This window comes from Actinotignum sanguinis (genome assembly GCF_003957255.1).
Lineage (GTDB): Bacteria > Actinomycetota > Actinomycetes > Actinomycetales > Actinomycetaceae > Actinotignum > Actinotignum sanguinis.
On the sequence record NZ_QDIE01000014.1, the window covers coordinates 1 to 15418 of the forward strand.

The 15418-nt window shown below is 62.5% G+C and carries 14 protein-coding genes; 7 read left to right on the top strand and 7 right to left on the bottom strand.

The window, feature by feature from the left end; all coding sequences use genetic code 11:
* The first annotated feature begins 55 nt into the window (after positions 1-55).
* Positions 56-709, top strand: coding sequence for an EbsA family protein (locus tag DDD64_RS04720; RefSeq protein ID WP_164545918.1), 654 nt, complete (start codon positions 56-58; stop codon positions 707-709).
* Positions 710-720: 11 nt separating this feature from the next.
* On the opposite strand, the gene DDD64_RS04725 is transcribed toward DDD64_RS04720, so the two are convergent.
* Complete coding sequence (locus DDD64_RS04725) at positions 721-2160, bottom strand: hypothetical protein (RefSeq protein ID WP_126135266.1); 1440 nt, start codon at positions 2158-2160, stop codon at positions 721-723.
* Positions 2161-2293: 133 nt separating this feature from the next.
* Positions 2294-2962: a uracil-DNA glycosylase gene (locus DDD64_RS04730; RefSeq protein ID WP_126135267.1), complete on the bottom strand. Its 669-nt coding sequence runs from the start codon at positions 2960-2962 to the stop codon at positions 2294-2296.
* 1 nt (position 2963) lies between these two features.
* On the opposite strand from DDD64_RS04730, the gene DDD64_RS04735 reads away from it, so the two are divergent.
* The 3 genes from DDD64_RS04735 to groL all read left to right on the top strand — a co-directional run bounded on the left by DDD64_RS04735 (position 2964) and on the right by groL (position 5913).
* Entirely contained in the window at positions 2964-3338 is a 375-nt protein-coding gene (locus tag DDD64_RS04735) for a DUF3263 domain-containing protein (protein WP_126135268.1), read from the top strand.
* Positions 3339-3342: 4 nt separating this feature from the next.
* On the top strand, positions 3343-3969 hold the full coding sequence (locus DDD64_RS04740) for a LytR C-terminal domain-containing protein (RefSeq protein WP_126135269.1): 627 nt from the start codon (positions 3343-3345) through the stop codon (positions 3967-3969).
* A 321-nt stretch (positions 3970-4290) separates the two neighbouring features.
* Entirely contained in the window at positions 4291-5913 is a 1623-nt protein-coding gene (gene groL, locus DDD64_RS04745) for a chaperonin GroEL (protein ID WP_126135270.1), read from the top strand.
* Positions 5914-6117: 204 nt separating this feature from the next.
* On the opposite strand, the gene DDD64_RS04750 is transcribed toward groL, so the two are convergent.
* The gene (locus DDD64_RS04750; protein ID WP_126135271.1) at positions 6118-7566 is read right to left on the bottom strand and encodes an HD domain-containing protein; all 1449 of its coding nucleotides are present in this window, start codon (positions 7564-7566) and stop codon (positions 6118-6120) included.
* Positions 7567-7766: 200 nt separating this feature from the next.
* Between DDD64_RS04750 and DDD64_RS04755 the strand changes: the two genes are divergently transcribed.
* Together DDD64_RS04755 and DDD64_RS04760 are read left to right on the top strand one after the other, a co-directional pair.
* On the top strand, positions 7767-8582 hold the full coding sequence (locus tag DDD64_RS04755) for an SDR family NAD(P)-dependent oxidoreductase (protein ID WP_241227402.1): 816 nt from the start codon (positions 7767-7769) through the stop codon (positions 8580-8582).
* Positions 8579-9412 carry a lysophospholipid acyltransferase family protein gene (locus DDD64_RS04760; RefSeq protein WP_126135272.1) on the top strand — a complete coding sequence of 278 codons (834 nt, stop codon included), beginning with the start codon at positions 8579-8581 and terminating at the stop codon, positions 9410-9412. The genes DDD64_RS04755 and DDD64_RS04760 overlap by 4 nt, the downstream gene beginning before the upstream one ends.
* Before the next feature lie 24 nt (positions 9413-9436).
* Here DDD64_RS04760 and DDD64_RS04765 read toward each other — a convergent pair whose 3' ends face one another.
* The 4 genes from DDD64_RS04765 to DDD64_RS04780 form a co-directional block, all read right to left on the bottom strand.
* The gene (locus tag DDD64_RS04765; protein ID WP_126135273.1) at positions 9437-11044 is read right to left on the bottom strand and encodes a sensor histidine kinase; all 1608 of its coding nucleotides are present in this window, start codon (positions 11042-11044) and stop codon (positions 9437-9439) included.
* Between the two features lie 9 nt (positions 11045-11053).
* Positions 11054-11797, bottom strand: coding sequence for a response regulator transcription factor (locus tag DDD64_RS04770; RefSeq protein WP_126135274.1), 744 nt, complete (start codon positions 11795-11797; stop codon positions 11054-11056).
* Positions 11798-12018: 221 nt separating this feature from the next.
* Positions 12019-12774, bottom strand: coding sequence for a PspA/IM30 family protein (locus DDD64_RS04775; RefSeq protein WP_126135275.1), 756 nt, complete (start codon positions 12772-12774; stop codon positions 12019-12021).
* A 102-nt stretch (positions 12775-12876) separates the two neighbouring features.
* A complete protein-coding gene (locus tag DDD64_RS04780; protein WP_126135276.1) occupies positions 12877-14814 on the bottom strand; it encodes a TPM domain-containing protein in 1938 nt (645 codons plus the stop codon).
* A 216-nt stretch (positions 14815-15030) separates the two neighbouring features.
* Here DDD64_RS04780 and DDD64_RS04785 point away from each other — a divergent pair, with 216 nt between their 5' ends.
* Entirely contained in the window at positions 15031-15408 is a 378-nt protein-coding gene (locus DDD64_RS04785; protein ID WP_016443284.1) for a cold-shock protein, read from the top strand.
* Positions 15409-15418 lie beyond the last annotated feature (10 nt).

Consider the following 15418-nt stretch of genomic DNA (forward strand, 5'->3'; position numbering starts at 1 on the left):
TTGCGGGGTATCTCCTTTCGAGGATAGGTAGGAGTTGATTCGAAAGGTACCCGCGATGGTCGCCTTTGTGTATACCGACACGAGGATCACCGCGGGATACAGATACACCACACTAACGGACGCAACCATTACTGTTGGTTGGCCGGGCTTAATTGTTATGGCTATAACTGTTATTGCGTTAGCAACCGCTGATGAGGCGAATCGTCCTGATGATGCCACACTCGGAATTATTTGTTGCTCCGGCATGATGGCCCTTTTTTCATGGTTTCTGTGGATGGGGTACAAGCGGCGTTTTGGTGTAGATGATCAAAAAGTGTGGTCCAGTTTTGCGCCGGTCTTTTATCGGGAGATTTATTTCTCGGAGATAACACGGGTGACCTTCGCGGGGGTATCTTTCGGAGTCTTTGCGCATAATAAGAGCCCACTTGCTTTGGGTATCAATCGCTTTGACTACACGCTTGCTTATTTGCGGATTCTTGAGGAGATGCGGGTGCGGCGTTTTACGGTTGGGAAGATTGAGCCGGATGATCCGCGCTGGCCGGAGGCGTGGCAGGAAATGCGTAATCGGCTTGCGGCCGAAGCGTATCGGAACCACCACAAGTACTATGATTCTCACCCGGCAGAATTAGAAGAGCTTAACGCATTAGTGGTAGGTCGATTTCTTACCCCAAACCCGATCCCGCAGCCTCCTACTCAAAGTGGATACTAAGGAAATCAGCCTTAATCCTTGAACCGCCGCCCCACCGCGAGTGCTAATCCGACTCCGCCCAGCAGCGCCGCGAGCACCAGGCCCGCAGCAGAGCTTGCTCCGGTGCGTTGCAACGAGGTTGGGCGCGGCGTGGGCATATTCACCGGCGGGCGCGGCGTGCTTACCGAAGGCGGTGCGCTGGGAACGCTCGGAGTGCTCGGGACCGTGGGAGTGCTGATAATAGCCGGCGCGGTGGGTGTAGGCGGCGCGGGCGTGGACGGCGTCGGGCTGGGAACGCTCCGGTCGCTAGGCTCCGGTTCCGGCGAAGACGACGGCTCCGGGGACGGCTGCTCGCATAGGGTAATCACCGCGGCGGCTTGATCGCAACCGTCCTCCCCAATGCCGCTCAGGTCATACGTGACCGCGGGGTTGGCGTAGAGAGCATAAGTGTAGGCGTACCAATCGCCCGCACCCAACGCGCCCTCAATATCGGTCCCGATAAGATCGCTGCGCCCGCTTTCCTTCGTGGCGACGCACTGCGGCGAACCGGTCAATCCGGCATCCGTCACCCGTTCGCGCGCAGCCGCATTGACGGCCGGGTCGCTGAGCGAATACGTGGGTAGATCACCCATGCGGCCCCACTCGAATTCCTGTAGGCTCTGGCAGCCCTCGAGATACGATCCGGGACCGCCACCTTCCTGGGAACATTTCCACAGCTTATTTGTGGCTCGCACCGGAAGCACGGTCACCTCCGACTGCACCGCCACATCACCTTCCACCCGGAGCGTGTAGATACCCGGACCGTGCAACCCGAAAGAATATTCGTCGTACAGGGCCATATTCCCGACCACGCCGTCGTAGGCCTGGTACGACGGCGGATCTGTGGACACGGCTCTATCGGCCTTCATATGCCACACACCCAGATCCATATCCTCGAAATCCGGCCCGATATGGGGATACCAGGGGAAAGTCTCGGGGTCCCGGCCGGGATTGAGCTCGGGATCGACAATGACCGCGCCTTCCTCACCCCGGCGTACTTCCCAGATGGGCAACTCCTGATTCACGGGAACGGTGGGAACCGTCCAGCGCGTCTCCCAATCGAAATCAGGTTGCGTCAGGCGGGCCTCGAGAGCGGCATGGTCCGGAACACTGGTGACCGTCAATGTGACGTTCTCCAGCACCGTGGGGACGAAAACAGCCACCCCCTGCGCGCTTTGGATATGATCCGAGGAACCCAGCAGACGGGCTACCTGAACCGTGTAGCTCACATGGGCGACGTCGCCCACCTTCTCCACGCACGTATCCCCGCCGCGGCAATTCACCCCGCCACCGGTAGGATTCACGACGTTTCCGATAACGGTGCGGCTCGGGTCAGGCCCGCCGGCTTTCGTGGTGGCGGGAAGGAAAATGCCGGCACCGGCCAGCGCGGCGGCAAGGGCGAAACGCCCCCAGGCACATGCGTGATTAGCCATGGGTACCCCCGTGGAAATTATGTTCCCGATGCGGTTTCGGCTATGACGCCGCATCGAGAAAGGCGTGATATGCGGGTAAATAGTCCGCACCTATTTTCATAGTACACCTTAGTAAATTAATATGCGCGGGTTCCTAGGGTAGCCGCCAATCAACCGGGCTGGCACCCTGCTCGGCAAGAAGTGCATTGGCTCGCGAGAAAGGCTTGGAGCCGAAGAAGCCGCGGGATGCTGAAAGCGGGGACGGGTGCGGGCTGGCAATCACCGGGGTAGCGCCCAGTAGTGGGCGTAACTCTTGAGCATTACGGCCCCACAGAATCGCCACCAGGGGCTTGCCGCGCGCCGCGAGAGTGCGGATCGCGTGATCGGTGACCTTTTCCCAGCCGCGCCCGCGATGGGAATTGGCGTTATTCGGGGTCACGGTCAGCACCCTGTTGAGGAGCATAACGCCCTGTTCGCACCACGGCGTGAGGTCACCGCTGCTGGGAAGTGGGGCGCCAACGTCGTCGTGCAATTCTCGGAAAATATTGACGAGCGAGCGCGGCGGGGCCACATTCGGCGCCACACTAAAGGAGAGCCCCACCGCATTCCCGGGAGTGGGGTAGGGGTCCTGACCCACAATGAGTACCTTGACGGCATCGAGGGGATACGTGAAAGCACGCAGCACATTCTTGCCCGCGGGAAGATAGCCGCGCCCGGCCGCGTTTTCCTCGCGTAAGAACGTCCCCATCTCGTGAATGATAGGTTCAACAGGGGCAAGAGCCCGCGCCCAATCGGGGCTGATGATCTCGGAAAGAGGCTGCATAGTGTCAGAGTACCGGAGTGAAGAACCTCCTTTTGCGGAAGCGCCCTCGGGAGGCGGGCGCGGGGAAGGGGATTCCGCGCGCCGCGAGCGCGAGGCTGCCTGGGAAGAGTTCCTGCGCGGTGCCGGGCCCGCATTGCACGACGACGAGCTGCGCGTCCTCACCACGGAGATGCGCTGGCGGGCCGCGTACCGCACGAAAACCGAGGCGATTCGGGCGCTCGGCATGACTCCCACCCGCTACTACCTGATCCTTTCCGGGATTCTCAATAACCCGCGCGCTGAAGTGGAGTATCCGGATGTGGTGCGCGCTATTACCCGCTTGCGGGATCTGCGCGATAAAGAACGCGGCGGTCGCGGCGGAAAACAGCTAGGCTAGCCGTGTGGCAGGAAAGTACCCAGTAGACGAATTTGATATCGCGGCGCGCCAGCGCACAACCCGCGGGGCTCACCGCAAGCGCGAATCCTCGGTGAAGTGGTGGATCGCGCTTATCGCTATCCTCATTCTCGCCCCGGCTCTCGGGTACGGCATTGTCAAAATGAACCAGATTTCAGTAGCGCCGCCCTCCCAGAAACCGAGCGTGAGCGCACCGGCCCAGTCCGCAACGCCGGCGCCCGAAGCTGGTACCGAAGGCGCGGGTGCGGAAAGTAGCCAGGCGCCCGCGGCGCAGGCTCCGAACCCCGCGGAAGCCGCCTCGCCTTCGGCTTCCCCCACTCCGGCCGCTGAGGTGGATCGCAGCCGTTCCACCCTCATCCTCAACGCCTCCGGAATTTCCGGATATGCCGCGGCCCACCAGAGCCAGCTCACGGAGGCTGGCTTTACCGCCACCTCCATCGGTAACTACCAGCACGCCGCCCCGGCCCACTCTCAGATTTTCTATCCGGCGGCCGCCGATCTGCCCACGGTGGAGGCCATCGGTGCGGAACTGGGGATCACTGATTTCGTTGAAAATGCCAGTGCCAGCGGGGATAGCATCGTCGTTGTGCTGGCGGGAGATACCCGCGGTTAAAGAACCGCGCGCGAAGATTCCCGGCTTCGCCAGCCGCTAAAAGTTGAGCGTATTCCGCTCAAGTGTTCGGGGCGGTAATCCGGGGTGAGGCGCGCGGAATTGCGGGCATATCGCGCTTTTCTGGCGGGTGGCTGCTGTGTCGTCGTACCTGAACCAAAGCTTGCACTCGAGCCGTGAGAGTGCCAGAATCTCTGTTAGCACTCCGAGTATGTGAGTGATAAGTCCACCTGGTTGGTGAGGCTGACCGTGAGCGAAGAAAGGCTTCGCGCGGGAGGCCGTCCGTCGCGGGCACCGGCCACAGTGATTCTGGAGGAATATCGCATGGCAAAGACCATTGCTTTTGATGAGGAAGCACGCCGCTCCATGGAGCGCGGCCTCAATCTCCTCGCGGACACCGTCAAGGTGACGCTGGGACCCAAGGGCCGTAACGTCGTTCTCGATAAGAAGTGGGGCGCCCCCACCATCACGAATGACGGCGTGTCCATCGCCAAGGAAATTGAGCTGGAAGATCCGTACGAGCGCATCGGTGCTGAGCTCGTTAAGGAAGTTGCCAAGAAGACTGACGACATCGCCGGTGACGGCACCACCACCGCGACGGTTCTCGCGCAGGCTCTCGTGCAGGAAGGTCTGCGCAATGTGGCCGCCGGCGCCAACCCCATCGCGCTGAAGAAGGGCATCGATACCGCGGTTAAGGCCGTGACCGAGCGCCTCCTCGCGGACGCGAAGGAAGTTGATACCCGCGAAGAAATCGCCTCCACCGCCGCTATTTCGGCCGGTGACCAGGAAATTGGTGAGGTCATTGCCGAGGCCGTGGATAAGGCCGGCAAGGAAGGTGTTATCACCGTGGAAGAGTCCTCCGGCCTGGAGCTGGAGCTTGAGCTCACCGAAGGTATGTCCTTCGATAAGGGCTACCTCTCCCCCTACTTCGTGACCGACGCCGAGCGTCAGGAAGCCGTTCTGGAAGATCCCTTCATCCTCTTCGTGGATTCGAAGATCTCCAACCAGAAGGAACTCCTCCCGGTTCTCGAAAAGGTTATGCAGGCGGATCGCCCGCTCCTCATCATCGCTGAGGATGTGGAATCCGAAGCGCTGGCCACCCTCGTGGTCAACAAGATTCGCGGCACCTTCCGCTCCGTGGCCGTCAAGGCTCCGGGCTTCGGTGATCGCCGCAAGGAAATGCTTCAGGATATGGCCATCCTCACCGGCGGCCAGGTCATCTCTGAATCAGTTGGCCTCAAGCTTGAGAACACCGATCTCACGCTCCTCGGCCGCGCCCGCAAGGTGGTTGTCACCAAGGAAAACACCACCATCGTGGACGGCGCTGGCGACCAGGAGCAGATCGACGGGCGCGTTTCCCAGATCCGCACCCAGATCGAGAACTCCACGTCCGAATACGACACCGAGAAGCTCCAGGAGCGCCTGGCCAAGCTTGCCGGTGGCGTGGCGATTATCAAGGCCGGTGCGGCTACCGAGGTAGAACTCAAGGAACGCAAGCACCGTATCGAGGATGCCGTGCGTAACGCCAAGGCAGCCGTGGAAGAAGGCACCGTCGCCGGTGGTGGCGTGGCTCTTATCCAGGCCGGTAAGGAAGCTTTCGCTGACCTCAAGCTCGAGGGCGACGAAGCAACCGGCGCGGCCATCGTGCGCTACGCTATTGAAGCTCCGCTCAAGCAGATCGCCAGCAACGCCGGCCTCGAAGGCGGCGTGGTGGCCGAGAAGGTCCGCAACCTCCCCAAGGGCGAGGGCCTCAACGCGGCCACCGGCGAATACGTCAACCTCATGGAGGCGGGCGTTATGGATCCGGTCAAGGTGACTCGCTCGGCACTGCAGAACGCGGCGTCCATCGCGGGCCTCTTCCTCACCACCGAAGCCGTGGTGGCGGACAAGCCCGAACCGCCGGCTCCGGCCGCGCAGGGTGATGGCGGCATGGGCGGTATGTACTAAACCGCAAAGCTAAGGTGCTAACCGTCAGGGTGGCGCGCTTTCCGAGTGGAGGGCGCGCCACCCTTGGCATATACGGAAGTGCAGACAGGTCCGGCCCGCAGTGCGCGGATCCGGCCCGCAGTGCGCAGGTCCTGTCCGTAGCGCGGGTCCTGTCTGTAGGCCGCATGCTATCGATTTCGGCCGCACGCGTATATCCGGCCGGGCTTACATATCCGGTTCGCGCTCGATACCGTGCGTGGGGGAGGGATCGGCGGGCCGGGCCACAATATCTCCCTCGGGATCATCTTCGATCAGCGGCGGGATAGTATCCGTGTAACGCGGGGTACGCCGGGGCGCGCCCTCGCGTTCCTTCTCTTTCCACACCTCGGCCTGGGCACGATCTGCGAGCGGGGAGTCGATATTCTCCGCCAGCGCTAGTGCCTCATCGCGTTCCTTTTCGGCCGCCCGCCGCCGCTCATTAATTTTATTGAGCATGGCCTGGGAAACTTCTTCGCGCTGGCGCTTGCGGAGCTGCTCGGCGCTCAGCTGCGGCTCACTCACGTCCGTCACCGGCCCGGTGGGGATCACCCGCGTGACCTCGCCGGAATCCTCCTCCGGAATACGTGCTTCCACCGCTTCCAACGTCGAGGTTTCGGTGCGAGCATCGCGATAGGGCTCCGCCCCGGCCGGCGTTACGGGTGTGGCCAGCGATACGGGCGCGGCTGGCGCGGTGAGAGGTGGCAGCGCCGTCGTACCTAAATCTGTATCGCCCGGGCGCGTAACGTCTGCCGTGCGCGCTACCTCTCCGCTCCGCGTAGTCTCTCCGCTGTGCGGCCCATCGGCCGGTGCCATCGCCTCCGCGGGGCGCTCGGGCTCCGCCAGGCGCTTGCGCAGCTTCGCGGCCTCCGCCTGCAAATTCTGGCGCGCCGCATCCTCCCATTTTTGGCCCTCGGGCGTATAAAACAAATGCTTGCGCTCCAGCAGCTTCGCCACGATTTTTTCGCGCCCGCGCCAGAAACTCTCATCGGGAATATGCGGGTATTCCTCGCGAATCGCCTGGGTATAGCGCCGGTAGCTCTGCGGGGACGAAGCTAAAATCGCCAGGTGTGCATCACGCAGCACCATAATGTCAATATCCTGTTCGGCGGTCCCCAGGCTGGTTGCCGGGGCGCGCCCCATGACCGGCATGGCGGTAAGCGCGGGAGCTTTCATGCCCCAAATCAATTCGGCCACCCGGCGCGCAGTTTCCGCGGCGATACCCAGCTGCGTCAGCTCATTTTCGGCTGTGCGCGCCGAGAGCAGCTCATCTTCACCCCCGCGTTTCGTGTAGACGCGGTAGCGCGACGTCGAAAAAACCACCCCGTGGTACCAGGCCGCAAGCCGCACAGTATCCGGGTGATGCGTTTCGTTAATGAGTTTTTCCACGTTGGCGAGCATGGCCGTGAGGTGGTGAATATCGTGGAAGATACGATCAGGTTCCGACCAGCGCCCCAGCACCGACGCGCACGTCTCCTGAATCTCCGCGCTGGACGCGGTCGCCCCCAGCCCCGTCACTGCCTTCTCGAAAGAAACCGGCAGCCACGAAGGAACGGACATATTTCCTCCCACCGTGGTGCGCACCCGCGGCGAACTTTTCGCCAGGGGACGACGACGCACGTCGCCCTCCGCACTCAAACGCAACTGATTCTAATCATGCCCCGGCCCGGGTGGGGACACTTTGGGCCTTTTCGCACCTCAGGACCGCAGCGGAGGCAGACGGGGAGGACCTTGTTTGACCGCGGGTAACGCCGCGGACCCTCCACTTTTCGCCCAGCTGAACGCGATAACCGGGCCGGCGAGGTGCACGGGCGCGGCCGGTGCACTAACGTAGAGACGTGATATCTGACGCAGCCTTCTCCGCCTCGCCCACCGCCGGCCGGCCCCGGGCGCTGGTGACCGGGGGAAGTTCCGGTATCGGGCTCGCTTTCGCCCGCCAGCTCGCCGCGCGCGGATACGCGTTGGTCCTGGTGGCGCGCGGGGCAGCACGCCTGAACGCCGTTGCCGAACAATTCCGGGAGCGGGGCGTGGAATGCGAAACGATGTGTTGCGATCTGGGTGCGGGCAACGACGTCGCACGCCTGTGCACCTACCTAGCTGACCATGCTGTTGATGTGGTGGTCAATAATGCCGGGGCGGGCCTTTACGAGAGCCTCGTGGATGGGGATATGGACCGGATCGAGGCCGCGGCGGCCCTCATGGCGGGGGCGCCGGTACGGATCGGCGCGGCAGCCACAGCGGCAATGGCGCGCCGCGGGCGGGGCGCTCTCATAAATATCGCCTCGGTGCAGAGTTTTGTTCCCATGGGTGCCTACGCGGCCCTCAAATCCTTTGTGCGAGTATGGTCCGAATCCTTGGCTGTGGAATTGCACGGTAGTGGAGTGACGGTCACCGCGGTCCTGCCCGGATGGGTGCGTTCGGATTTCCACCGCAACTCGGGCGGGAAACGCTCCGGGGTTCCCGATGTGCTCTGGCTCGAACCCGATACGGTGGCGCGGGCCGCGCTTGCGGCGGCCGCGCGCGGAAAAGTCCGCTGCACCCCCACGGTGCGCTACAAGATTATTGGTTTCCTCGCGGAAAAGGGCCCGCGCTGCGCGGTAAACTGGGTGGCAAGGAAAATTAACGGCAGTGGGCGAAAGGCGGACCGCGGGTGAGCGAGCTCGAACCGATCGATCCGTATTTGGATGACTCCAAAGCCCGCCGCCGGCATCGGGTGCGCCGTGCCCTCACAAAACCGGTCATGTCCACGATCCTCCGGCCCACCGTGCTGGGAGAAGAAAATATCGAGAACCTGGACGGCGCATTTATCCTGGTGCCGAATCATTCCTCGCACCTGGATGCTCCCATGATTTTCTCGCTGCTCCCCGATAAACTCACCGAGCGGTTAGCCACGGGGGCGGCCGCGGATTATTTCTATCGCCGCCGCGGCATCTCCAATCTCACCTCGTTATTCTTTAATACCTATCCTATTGAGCGCGGTAAAAAGCCCACGGGTAAAGCCGGTTCGGAATACCAGCCCGGCCGTGCCAAGGGGATGACAGGCCGCCTGTTAGCAGCGGGTGTTCCGATTCTGATTTTCCCGGAAGGTACGCGTTCACGTACCGGGGAGCTCGGTACTCCGAAGGCGGGTGCCGCGGCCCTCGCCCAGCGTTTCAATGTTCCCATCGTTCCGATTGCCATGTCCGGCGGGCACGAAGTTATGCCGGTGGGTGCGGTGCTCCCGAAATTCCGCGGCGAAGTCTTTTTGTTTATCGGCCGGCCCATGTACGGCCTCGCGGAGGAAGACCCGGCAGATTTTATGGGCCGAGTTTTCACCGCCATCCAGATGATGCTCGAGCAGAAAAGCGCGCATCCGCTCACCCCGGAAGGCACCAGTCCTTTTGACGCGGCGCAGGCAGGTCAGGCTCCCACTGCGGGTGCGGCGCCCGAAGCGGGCGATCCGAGCGAGGCCGGCGAGGCCGGCGAGTTTCCGGAAACTGAGTAACTGCTTGGAACCTGAGTAGCTCGCTTAGCTGGGCGATGCCGGATTCTGGCACGGCTCGGTGGGGGCGGGGAAGGTGAGCTGCACCGTGAGCCCACCACCGGGGGTTGTGAGCGCCCGCGCGGTACCGTGATGCGCGGCCATAATAGCGGCAACGATGGCCAAGCCGAGCCCGGAACCACCCGATTCGCGCGAACGTGAATAATCCGGGCGGTAGAAGCGCTCGAAGATGCGCTGGGAATCCGCTTCGGAAATACCGGGGCCGTGATCGCGCACTTCAATAGTGGGCTGGCCTTCCGCGATGCCTACCGCCACTTCCACCGGGCTGGCTTCCGGGGCGTGCGCGAGTACATTAGAAAGCAGATTTGCGATCACCTGGGTGATGCGATCCGCATCCCCGTGTACTTCCACCATCGCGGGTGGTGGGGTGCTCCCATCCAAAGCAACCACCGTGGCGGTGCGCTGCGGGGCACGCACCCGGAAATCAAGGATGGCGTTATCGGCCAGCTTGGCAAGATTGACACAATCGAGGTTAAGGGGGCGATTTTCGTCGAGGCGGGCCAGCTGGAGCAGATCCTCCACGAGCCCGGCCATTCGGTTGGCTTCCGATTCCACTCGCTCCATCGCTTCGGGGACACGCTCGGGGGGAACTCCGCCCAGGCGATACAGTTCGGAATACCCGCGGACGGTTGCTAGCGGGGTGCGTAATTCGTGGGAGGCGTCCGAAACGAAGCGCCGCATTTTTGCTTCCGAGCGTTCCTTTTCCGCGAAGGCGTGCTCGATTTGGGCGAGCATAACGTTAATGGATTTAGCGAGCATCCCAACTTCGTCGTCGTCCTGACCGTGCGGAACACGTTCGGCTAGGTGCCCTTCCGCAATGGTGTGCGTAGCTGCTTCGATATCACGCAGGGACCGCAAGGTACGCGATACCAGACCGGTCACGGCCAGTCCGGCCGCCAGCACGGTCGCGAGTCCGGCGAGCACAAAAATAAGGCGCAGTCGCGCAATCGTAAACTCGATTGGCCCGAGTGGCTGGGCAATAATGATATTTCCGGTAATGAGGCCGCCGGTGGAGGCCGGGCTAATGGGGTGGACCAGCACTCGCCAATCCGAGCCGTACAGGGTGGAAGGAACCGTTACGGGCTCTTCGGAACCCAAGTTGGCAATACGGTCAAGTTCGCGCGGGTAGCCGAATTCTTCTACGGCCCCCGGATTGGGAAGTTCGTAGGTGGTTACCTCGCGCTGCCCGGCAATACCCCAATTGACCCGCACGAAGAAATCGGAGAGGTTGAGGGGGGAGGACTGGCTGGCACCGGGCAGCTCCTGGAGGAACATCCGCTCAACCGAGCGCGCATTCGTGGTCAAATCCTGGTCGATAGTGGAGACTAGGTATTGCTTGAGAAGGGTGACCGAGGCGAAACCCAAAAAGGTTGCCGCGGTGCCCACCAAGATGACGAACGCGATAATGAGGCGGCCGGCCAGGGTGCGGGCCGGCCGCAGCGCGCGCCGGAAAACTCCGCCGCGGTGGTTGCGCGCGGGAGATTCGGTTGCCGGGTTGCCGGGCTGCGCGGGGCGGCTCGGCAACGGCGGAGCCCCCGCGCTTTCCGGGGGGAGCGGATCGTGACGTTGGGTCATAACCGAATGCTATTTGGAAGCACGCAGAACGTAGCCGATGCCGCGGCGAGTGTGGATAAGAGGAACGAGGTTGTGGGCCTCTTCCGGATCGGTGATCCCCAGGGCTTCCGGGGAATCAATTTTGCGCCGCAAATAGGAAATATAGGATTCCACGATGGAAATCTCGCCCTGCCAGTTGTAATCCCATACATGGTCGAGGATCTGTGATTTAGAAACCACCCGTTCGGCATTAATAATGAGGTAGCGCAGCAGCTTGAATTCGGTGGGGGAGAGCTCCACCGGCCGGCCGGCGCGCGTGACCTCATAGGAATCTTCGTTCATCTCCAGGTCCGCGTAGCGCAGCACCGCAGATTCGGTTTCCTCTGGGCTGGTGCGCCGCAGCACCGCGCGAATACGTGCCACCACTTCCTCCAGGGAGAAAGGCTTGGTGATGTAGTCATCCCCGCCGACCGTCAGACCTTGGACTTTGTCCTTCACATCATCGCGGGCGGTGAGGAACAGCACCGGGAGATCGTGGTCGCGTTCGCGCAGCCGGCGCAGCACCTCAAAGCCATCCATGCCCGGCATCATGATATCGAGGACGGCCAGGTCCAGGTGCTGATTTTGCTGGTGAGCGAGGGCTTCCGCGCCATCGGCGGCGGTGTACACATCGAATCCGGCGAACCGGAGAGAAACGGAAAGAAGTTCGCGAATCGAGGGCTCATCATCAACAACGAGGATGGCCGCTTCGGGAGTGTGCTCGGTAGGCATCATAAAACTAAGGAAACTCGAGCTTTCTGAAAGCTTCCTGGAAGTTTGCGGGAAGCGAAAGGAAAGAGGTGGGAGGGAGATGGGAGGGGAACGACGACGCCGCGGGCCGGGGTGGCAGCGCCACCCCGGCCCGGGAAGCCACGCGGAGCTTGGGCTACACAGGCGCATATGACTTGCGCCCGCGCCCGATGCGGGATATTCCCCGCGCTGGAGCGCTCCGTACTTTAGTAGCTGGTGAAGTCCCGGCCTTCGATTTGCTCGGGTGCTTCCCCGCTCTTGAGAGCGGCGAGGCGCGCTTCGATTTCTGCGTCGTCGGAATGATCCTCCAATTCTGCGAATTGATCGGCCAGGCTCAGCGAGGCGACTTCGGCCTTGCCCTGCGCCAGGGCTTCCTGGCGGCGGACCCGATCTTCGAAACGGGCCAGCTCACTGGTGGGATCCAACACGTTGATCGAGGAGATGGCATCCTGCACCTGGCTTTGCGCCTGGGCGGACTTCTGGCGCGCCACGAGGGTATCGCGCTTGTTCTTGAGTTCGGTGAGCTTGTCCTTCATCTGGGTGAGCCCGGACTTGAGCTGCTCCACAACCTTTTCCTGGGAGGCGAGCATGGGTTCGGCATCCTTGGCTTCGCGCTCGTATTGAATCTGCTTGCTCAGTGCCACTTTCGCCAGGTCATCCCAGTGGTTCGCACCTGCTTCATCGCCCTTGGCGCGCATCTCATCGGCGCGGCGCGAGGAGGCGATGGCTTTCTGCCCCCAGTCGCGGGCGGCTTTGATGTCCTCGTTGTAATCGGATTGCGCCAGGCGCAGATTACCCACGGTCAGGGCCACGGCATCTTCGGCTTCCGCAATGGAATTCTTGTAATCCCGCACCATCTGGTCGAGCATCTTCTGCGGGTCTTCGGCGCGGTCGAGGAGCGCGTTAATATTCGCCTTCGCCAGCTGGGTAATGCGTCCGAGGATTGTTTGTTTTTCAGCCATGATCAGCCTTTCTCTGTGTCGTCGAGTAGGAATGGTGTGATGAATAATGGATAAATAGTATCCGGGCGGGGCGCGATCAACGGACGCACGCGGCCACCGGTTTTAGAACGAACGGCTCCCTCCTCCCGCGGCGCCCCCGCCGCCAAATCCGCCGGAGCCACCTCCGAAACCTCCGAAACCACCGAAACCGCCAGCACGCCCGCCGCCGAAGCCGGAGCCCCAACCGGAACCCCAGCCCGAATTGTGGCGGGATCCGCCCCCGGAGAGCGAACCGAGGAACATTCCGAGCAGCAGGCTACCTACGTCCCCACCGCCGTTATTGCCACCAAAACCACCGGAGCTGCGGGCGGACAGCGCCGCCTGGACCGCATCCGCGGCGCGCTGGGCATAGGATTCGGCCCGCGCGTAATAGTCACGCCGTTTGGCCAGGTCATCACTGGTATCCCCGGCTTGGAGGGCGGTGCGGGCCGCTTCTAGCGGGGCACGTGCTTCGTTCCCGGTAATCCAGCGGTTCTGCGACACCATGGCCTGCGCTCGCTGCACCGCGGCCTGGGCTCGCTGGCGATCCCGTTCCACTCCGGCTGCCTGGCGCCGGTAGTTTTCCTCCGCATTCCGGGCCGGGGCGAGCGCGCCGTCCAGCGCACGTTCCGCCTCGGTGAGCTCCCGAATTCCGGCCAGCGGATCCACGCGCTCCCCGCGATATTTCTCCACCAGCGCCGCCGCCCGATCCCGCGCGGCCACCACCGGGGCATGATCCCCGCCGATGCGATGGGCATCCGCAATATCCGCGGAAATGGAGGAGATATGCTCGGCTAGCTGGGCGAAAGCACGATTAACAGATTCTTGGACGTTGGAAATCGCGCGGTAGCGTTCCGCAGCCTCATCCAGGGCCTGTTCTGCGATACGGACAAAAGGCACGGCCTGGTTGCGTTCGCCCCCGCTAAGGAGCCGATCAACCTGCCCGAGCGCATCCTCCGCCCCGGCCAGCAAGGACTCAATATCCGCGGGGTAGGTACGGAAAGTTGCCACTGCGCCCTCCCCGTAGCTCGCAGCCAGCGAGTCCAATTGTCGGGTGGCGCTGGGAAGATTAGTGCGAATATCCGCCGCGCCTTCGCGCACCCGCGCCGCGGCCTCGTCCACATTCGCGGCCAAATCACGCAGCCGGGAGAATTCTTCTTCCTGTTCGGTAATGGCCCGCTGCGCTTTGTCGGTCAATTCCAGAATCGCGGTGTTATAGGCACGCACCTGCTCCGGGGTGTCGGGGATATCGTCGTCTAGGAGCTGGCGTTGGTTGAAAGCTTCTTGGAGATAGTGCTGTGCCTGCGCGAGCGCCTGGTCAAAGCCGCGCACTGAGTTCACCCCGAATTGCGCCCGCGCGAAATTGAGTTCCGCGGCGGCGCTGCGGACGCCGTCGTCGGTCGCTAAAAGCGCGGCTGCGGCCCGTTTGCCGAGCGCGGCAAGATCTTCACGAATTTTATGTTCCGCCTGTTTGCGTTTGCGCGAACGCACGAAAACAACGGCCCCGATAATAACGACGACGACGCCACCCCCGAGCGCCACACCGGCCCAATTCGTTTCTTCCCCGTGCGCCAGCTCCCGGGTGTAGGCGAGGGAACCTTCCAGCCAGCGGCCTTCCCGGAAGGCGGCGCGCACGTCGCTGGTAAAAGCGTTGTCCAGATCCGAGGCGGAGAAACTTGAGCGGCCGTAGGCGTAGCTGAACTGGCGGCTATCCACGGCCACGGCGATGAGGGTGGCATCGCTGGACAGCCCGGCGCGGTTGAACGTGTCGATGGGCCACTGGTCCGCGCTGGCGCCGTCGAACCTATCGACAAAAACGAAACGCACCGCGTAATCCGTCTCATCTTGGAGGCGGTTGAGGGAGGTGCGCAGCTGCTCTTCTTCCGTGGCGGACAGCACCTGGGCGTGATCCGTGACCGGATCAACGCTGGAGAGGGGTTCTTCCGCGGCGGCCAGCGGGCCGGAAAGTAGCAGGGCGCCCGCGAGCGCTAATGTTCCAGCTATCCGGCGTGCGATCCCCATAATTTCAACCTTCCGTGCGCCCGGTGGCGATCACCGGGCTTAGCCCTCAAGTGGTGGACAGCACAATTTAACCACAGCATGCTGGGAGGGGGATGGGAAAAGGGGCCGGAGGCGTTCAGCCGGTAGCGTTGCCTGTGCCCGCGGGGGCGCTGGTAGAATGACGCTGGTGCTTCGCCCGACCGTGTGCGAAGCGTTTTTGCTAGAAATGAGAGTGTTGTGCCAACCGGAAAGGTTAAGTTTTTCGACGCCGCTAAGGGCTTCGGCTTTATTGTCAGCGATGAGGACGGTGCGCAGGTATTCCTGCCCGCCTCGGCCCTCCCGGAAGGGCTGACGCCGCGCAAGGGCCAGCGGGTATCTTTCGGGCTTGCCGATACGCGTCGCGGTCCGCAAGCACTCAATGTCGAACCTATGACCAAACTTGAATCGCTTGCGCGGAAGAATCGGCGTTCCCCGGAAGAAACGGTGGTGATCGTGGAAGATCTCATTCGGCTTCTGGACGGGGCCTCCACCCAGCTTCGGCGCGGCCGCTACCCGGAAGGGGGAGGGCAGATCGCGCGCGCCTTGCGTGCGGTTGCCGATGATTTTGATGCCTAAGAATGCCGAA

Coding starts and splice junctions, on each gene's coding strand:
- DDD64_RS04720 (WP_164545918.1), top strand. CDS start 56: ATGGTCGCCTTTGTGTATACCGACACGAGGATCACCGCGGGATACAGA.
- DDD64_RS04725 (WP_126135266.1), bottom strand. CDS start 2,160: ATGGCTAATCACGCATGTGCCTGGGGGCGTTTCGCCCTTGCCGCCGCG.
- DDD64_RS04730 (WP_126135267.1), bottom strand. CDS start 2,962: ATGCAGCCTCTTTCCGAGATCATCAGCCCCGATTGGGCGCGGGCTCTT.
- groL (WP_126135270.1), top strand. CDS start 4,291: ATGGCAAAGACCATTGCTTTTGATGAGGAAGCACGCCGCTCCATGGAG.
- DDD64_RS04765 (WP_126135273.1), bottom strand. CDS start 11,044: ATGACCCAACGTCACGATCCGCTCCCCCCGGAAAGCGCGGGGGCTCCG.
- DDD64_RS04770 (WP_126135274.1), bottom strand. CDS start 11,797: ATGATGCCTACCGAGCACACTCCCGAAGCGGCCATCCTCGTTGTTGAT.
- DDD64_RS04775 (WP_126135275.1), bottom strand. CDS start 12,774: ATGGCTGAAAAACAAACAATCCTCGGACGCATTACCCAGCTGGCGAAG.
- DDD64_RS04780 (WP_126135276.1), bottom strand. CDS start 14,814: ATGGGGATCGCACGCCGGATAGCTGGAACATTAGCGCTCGCGGGCGCC.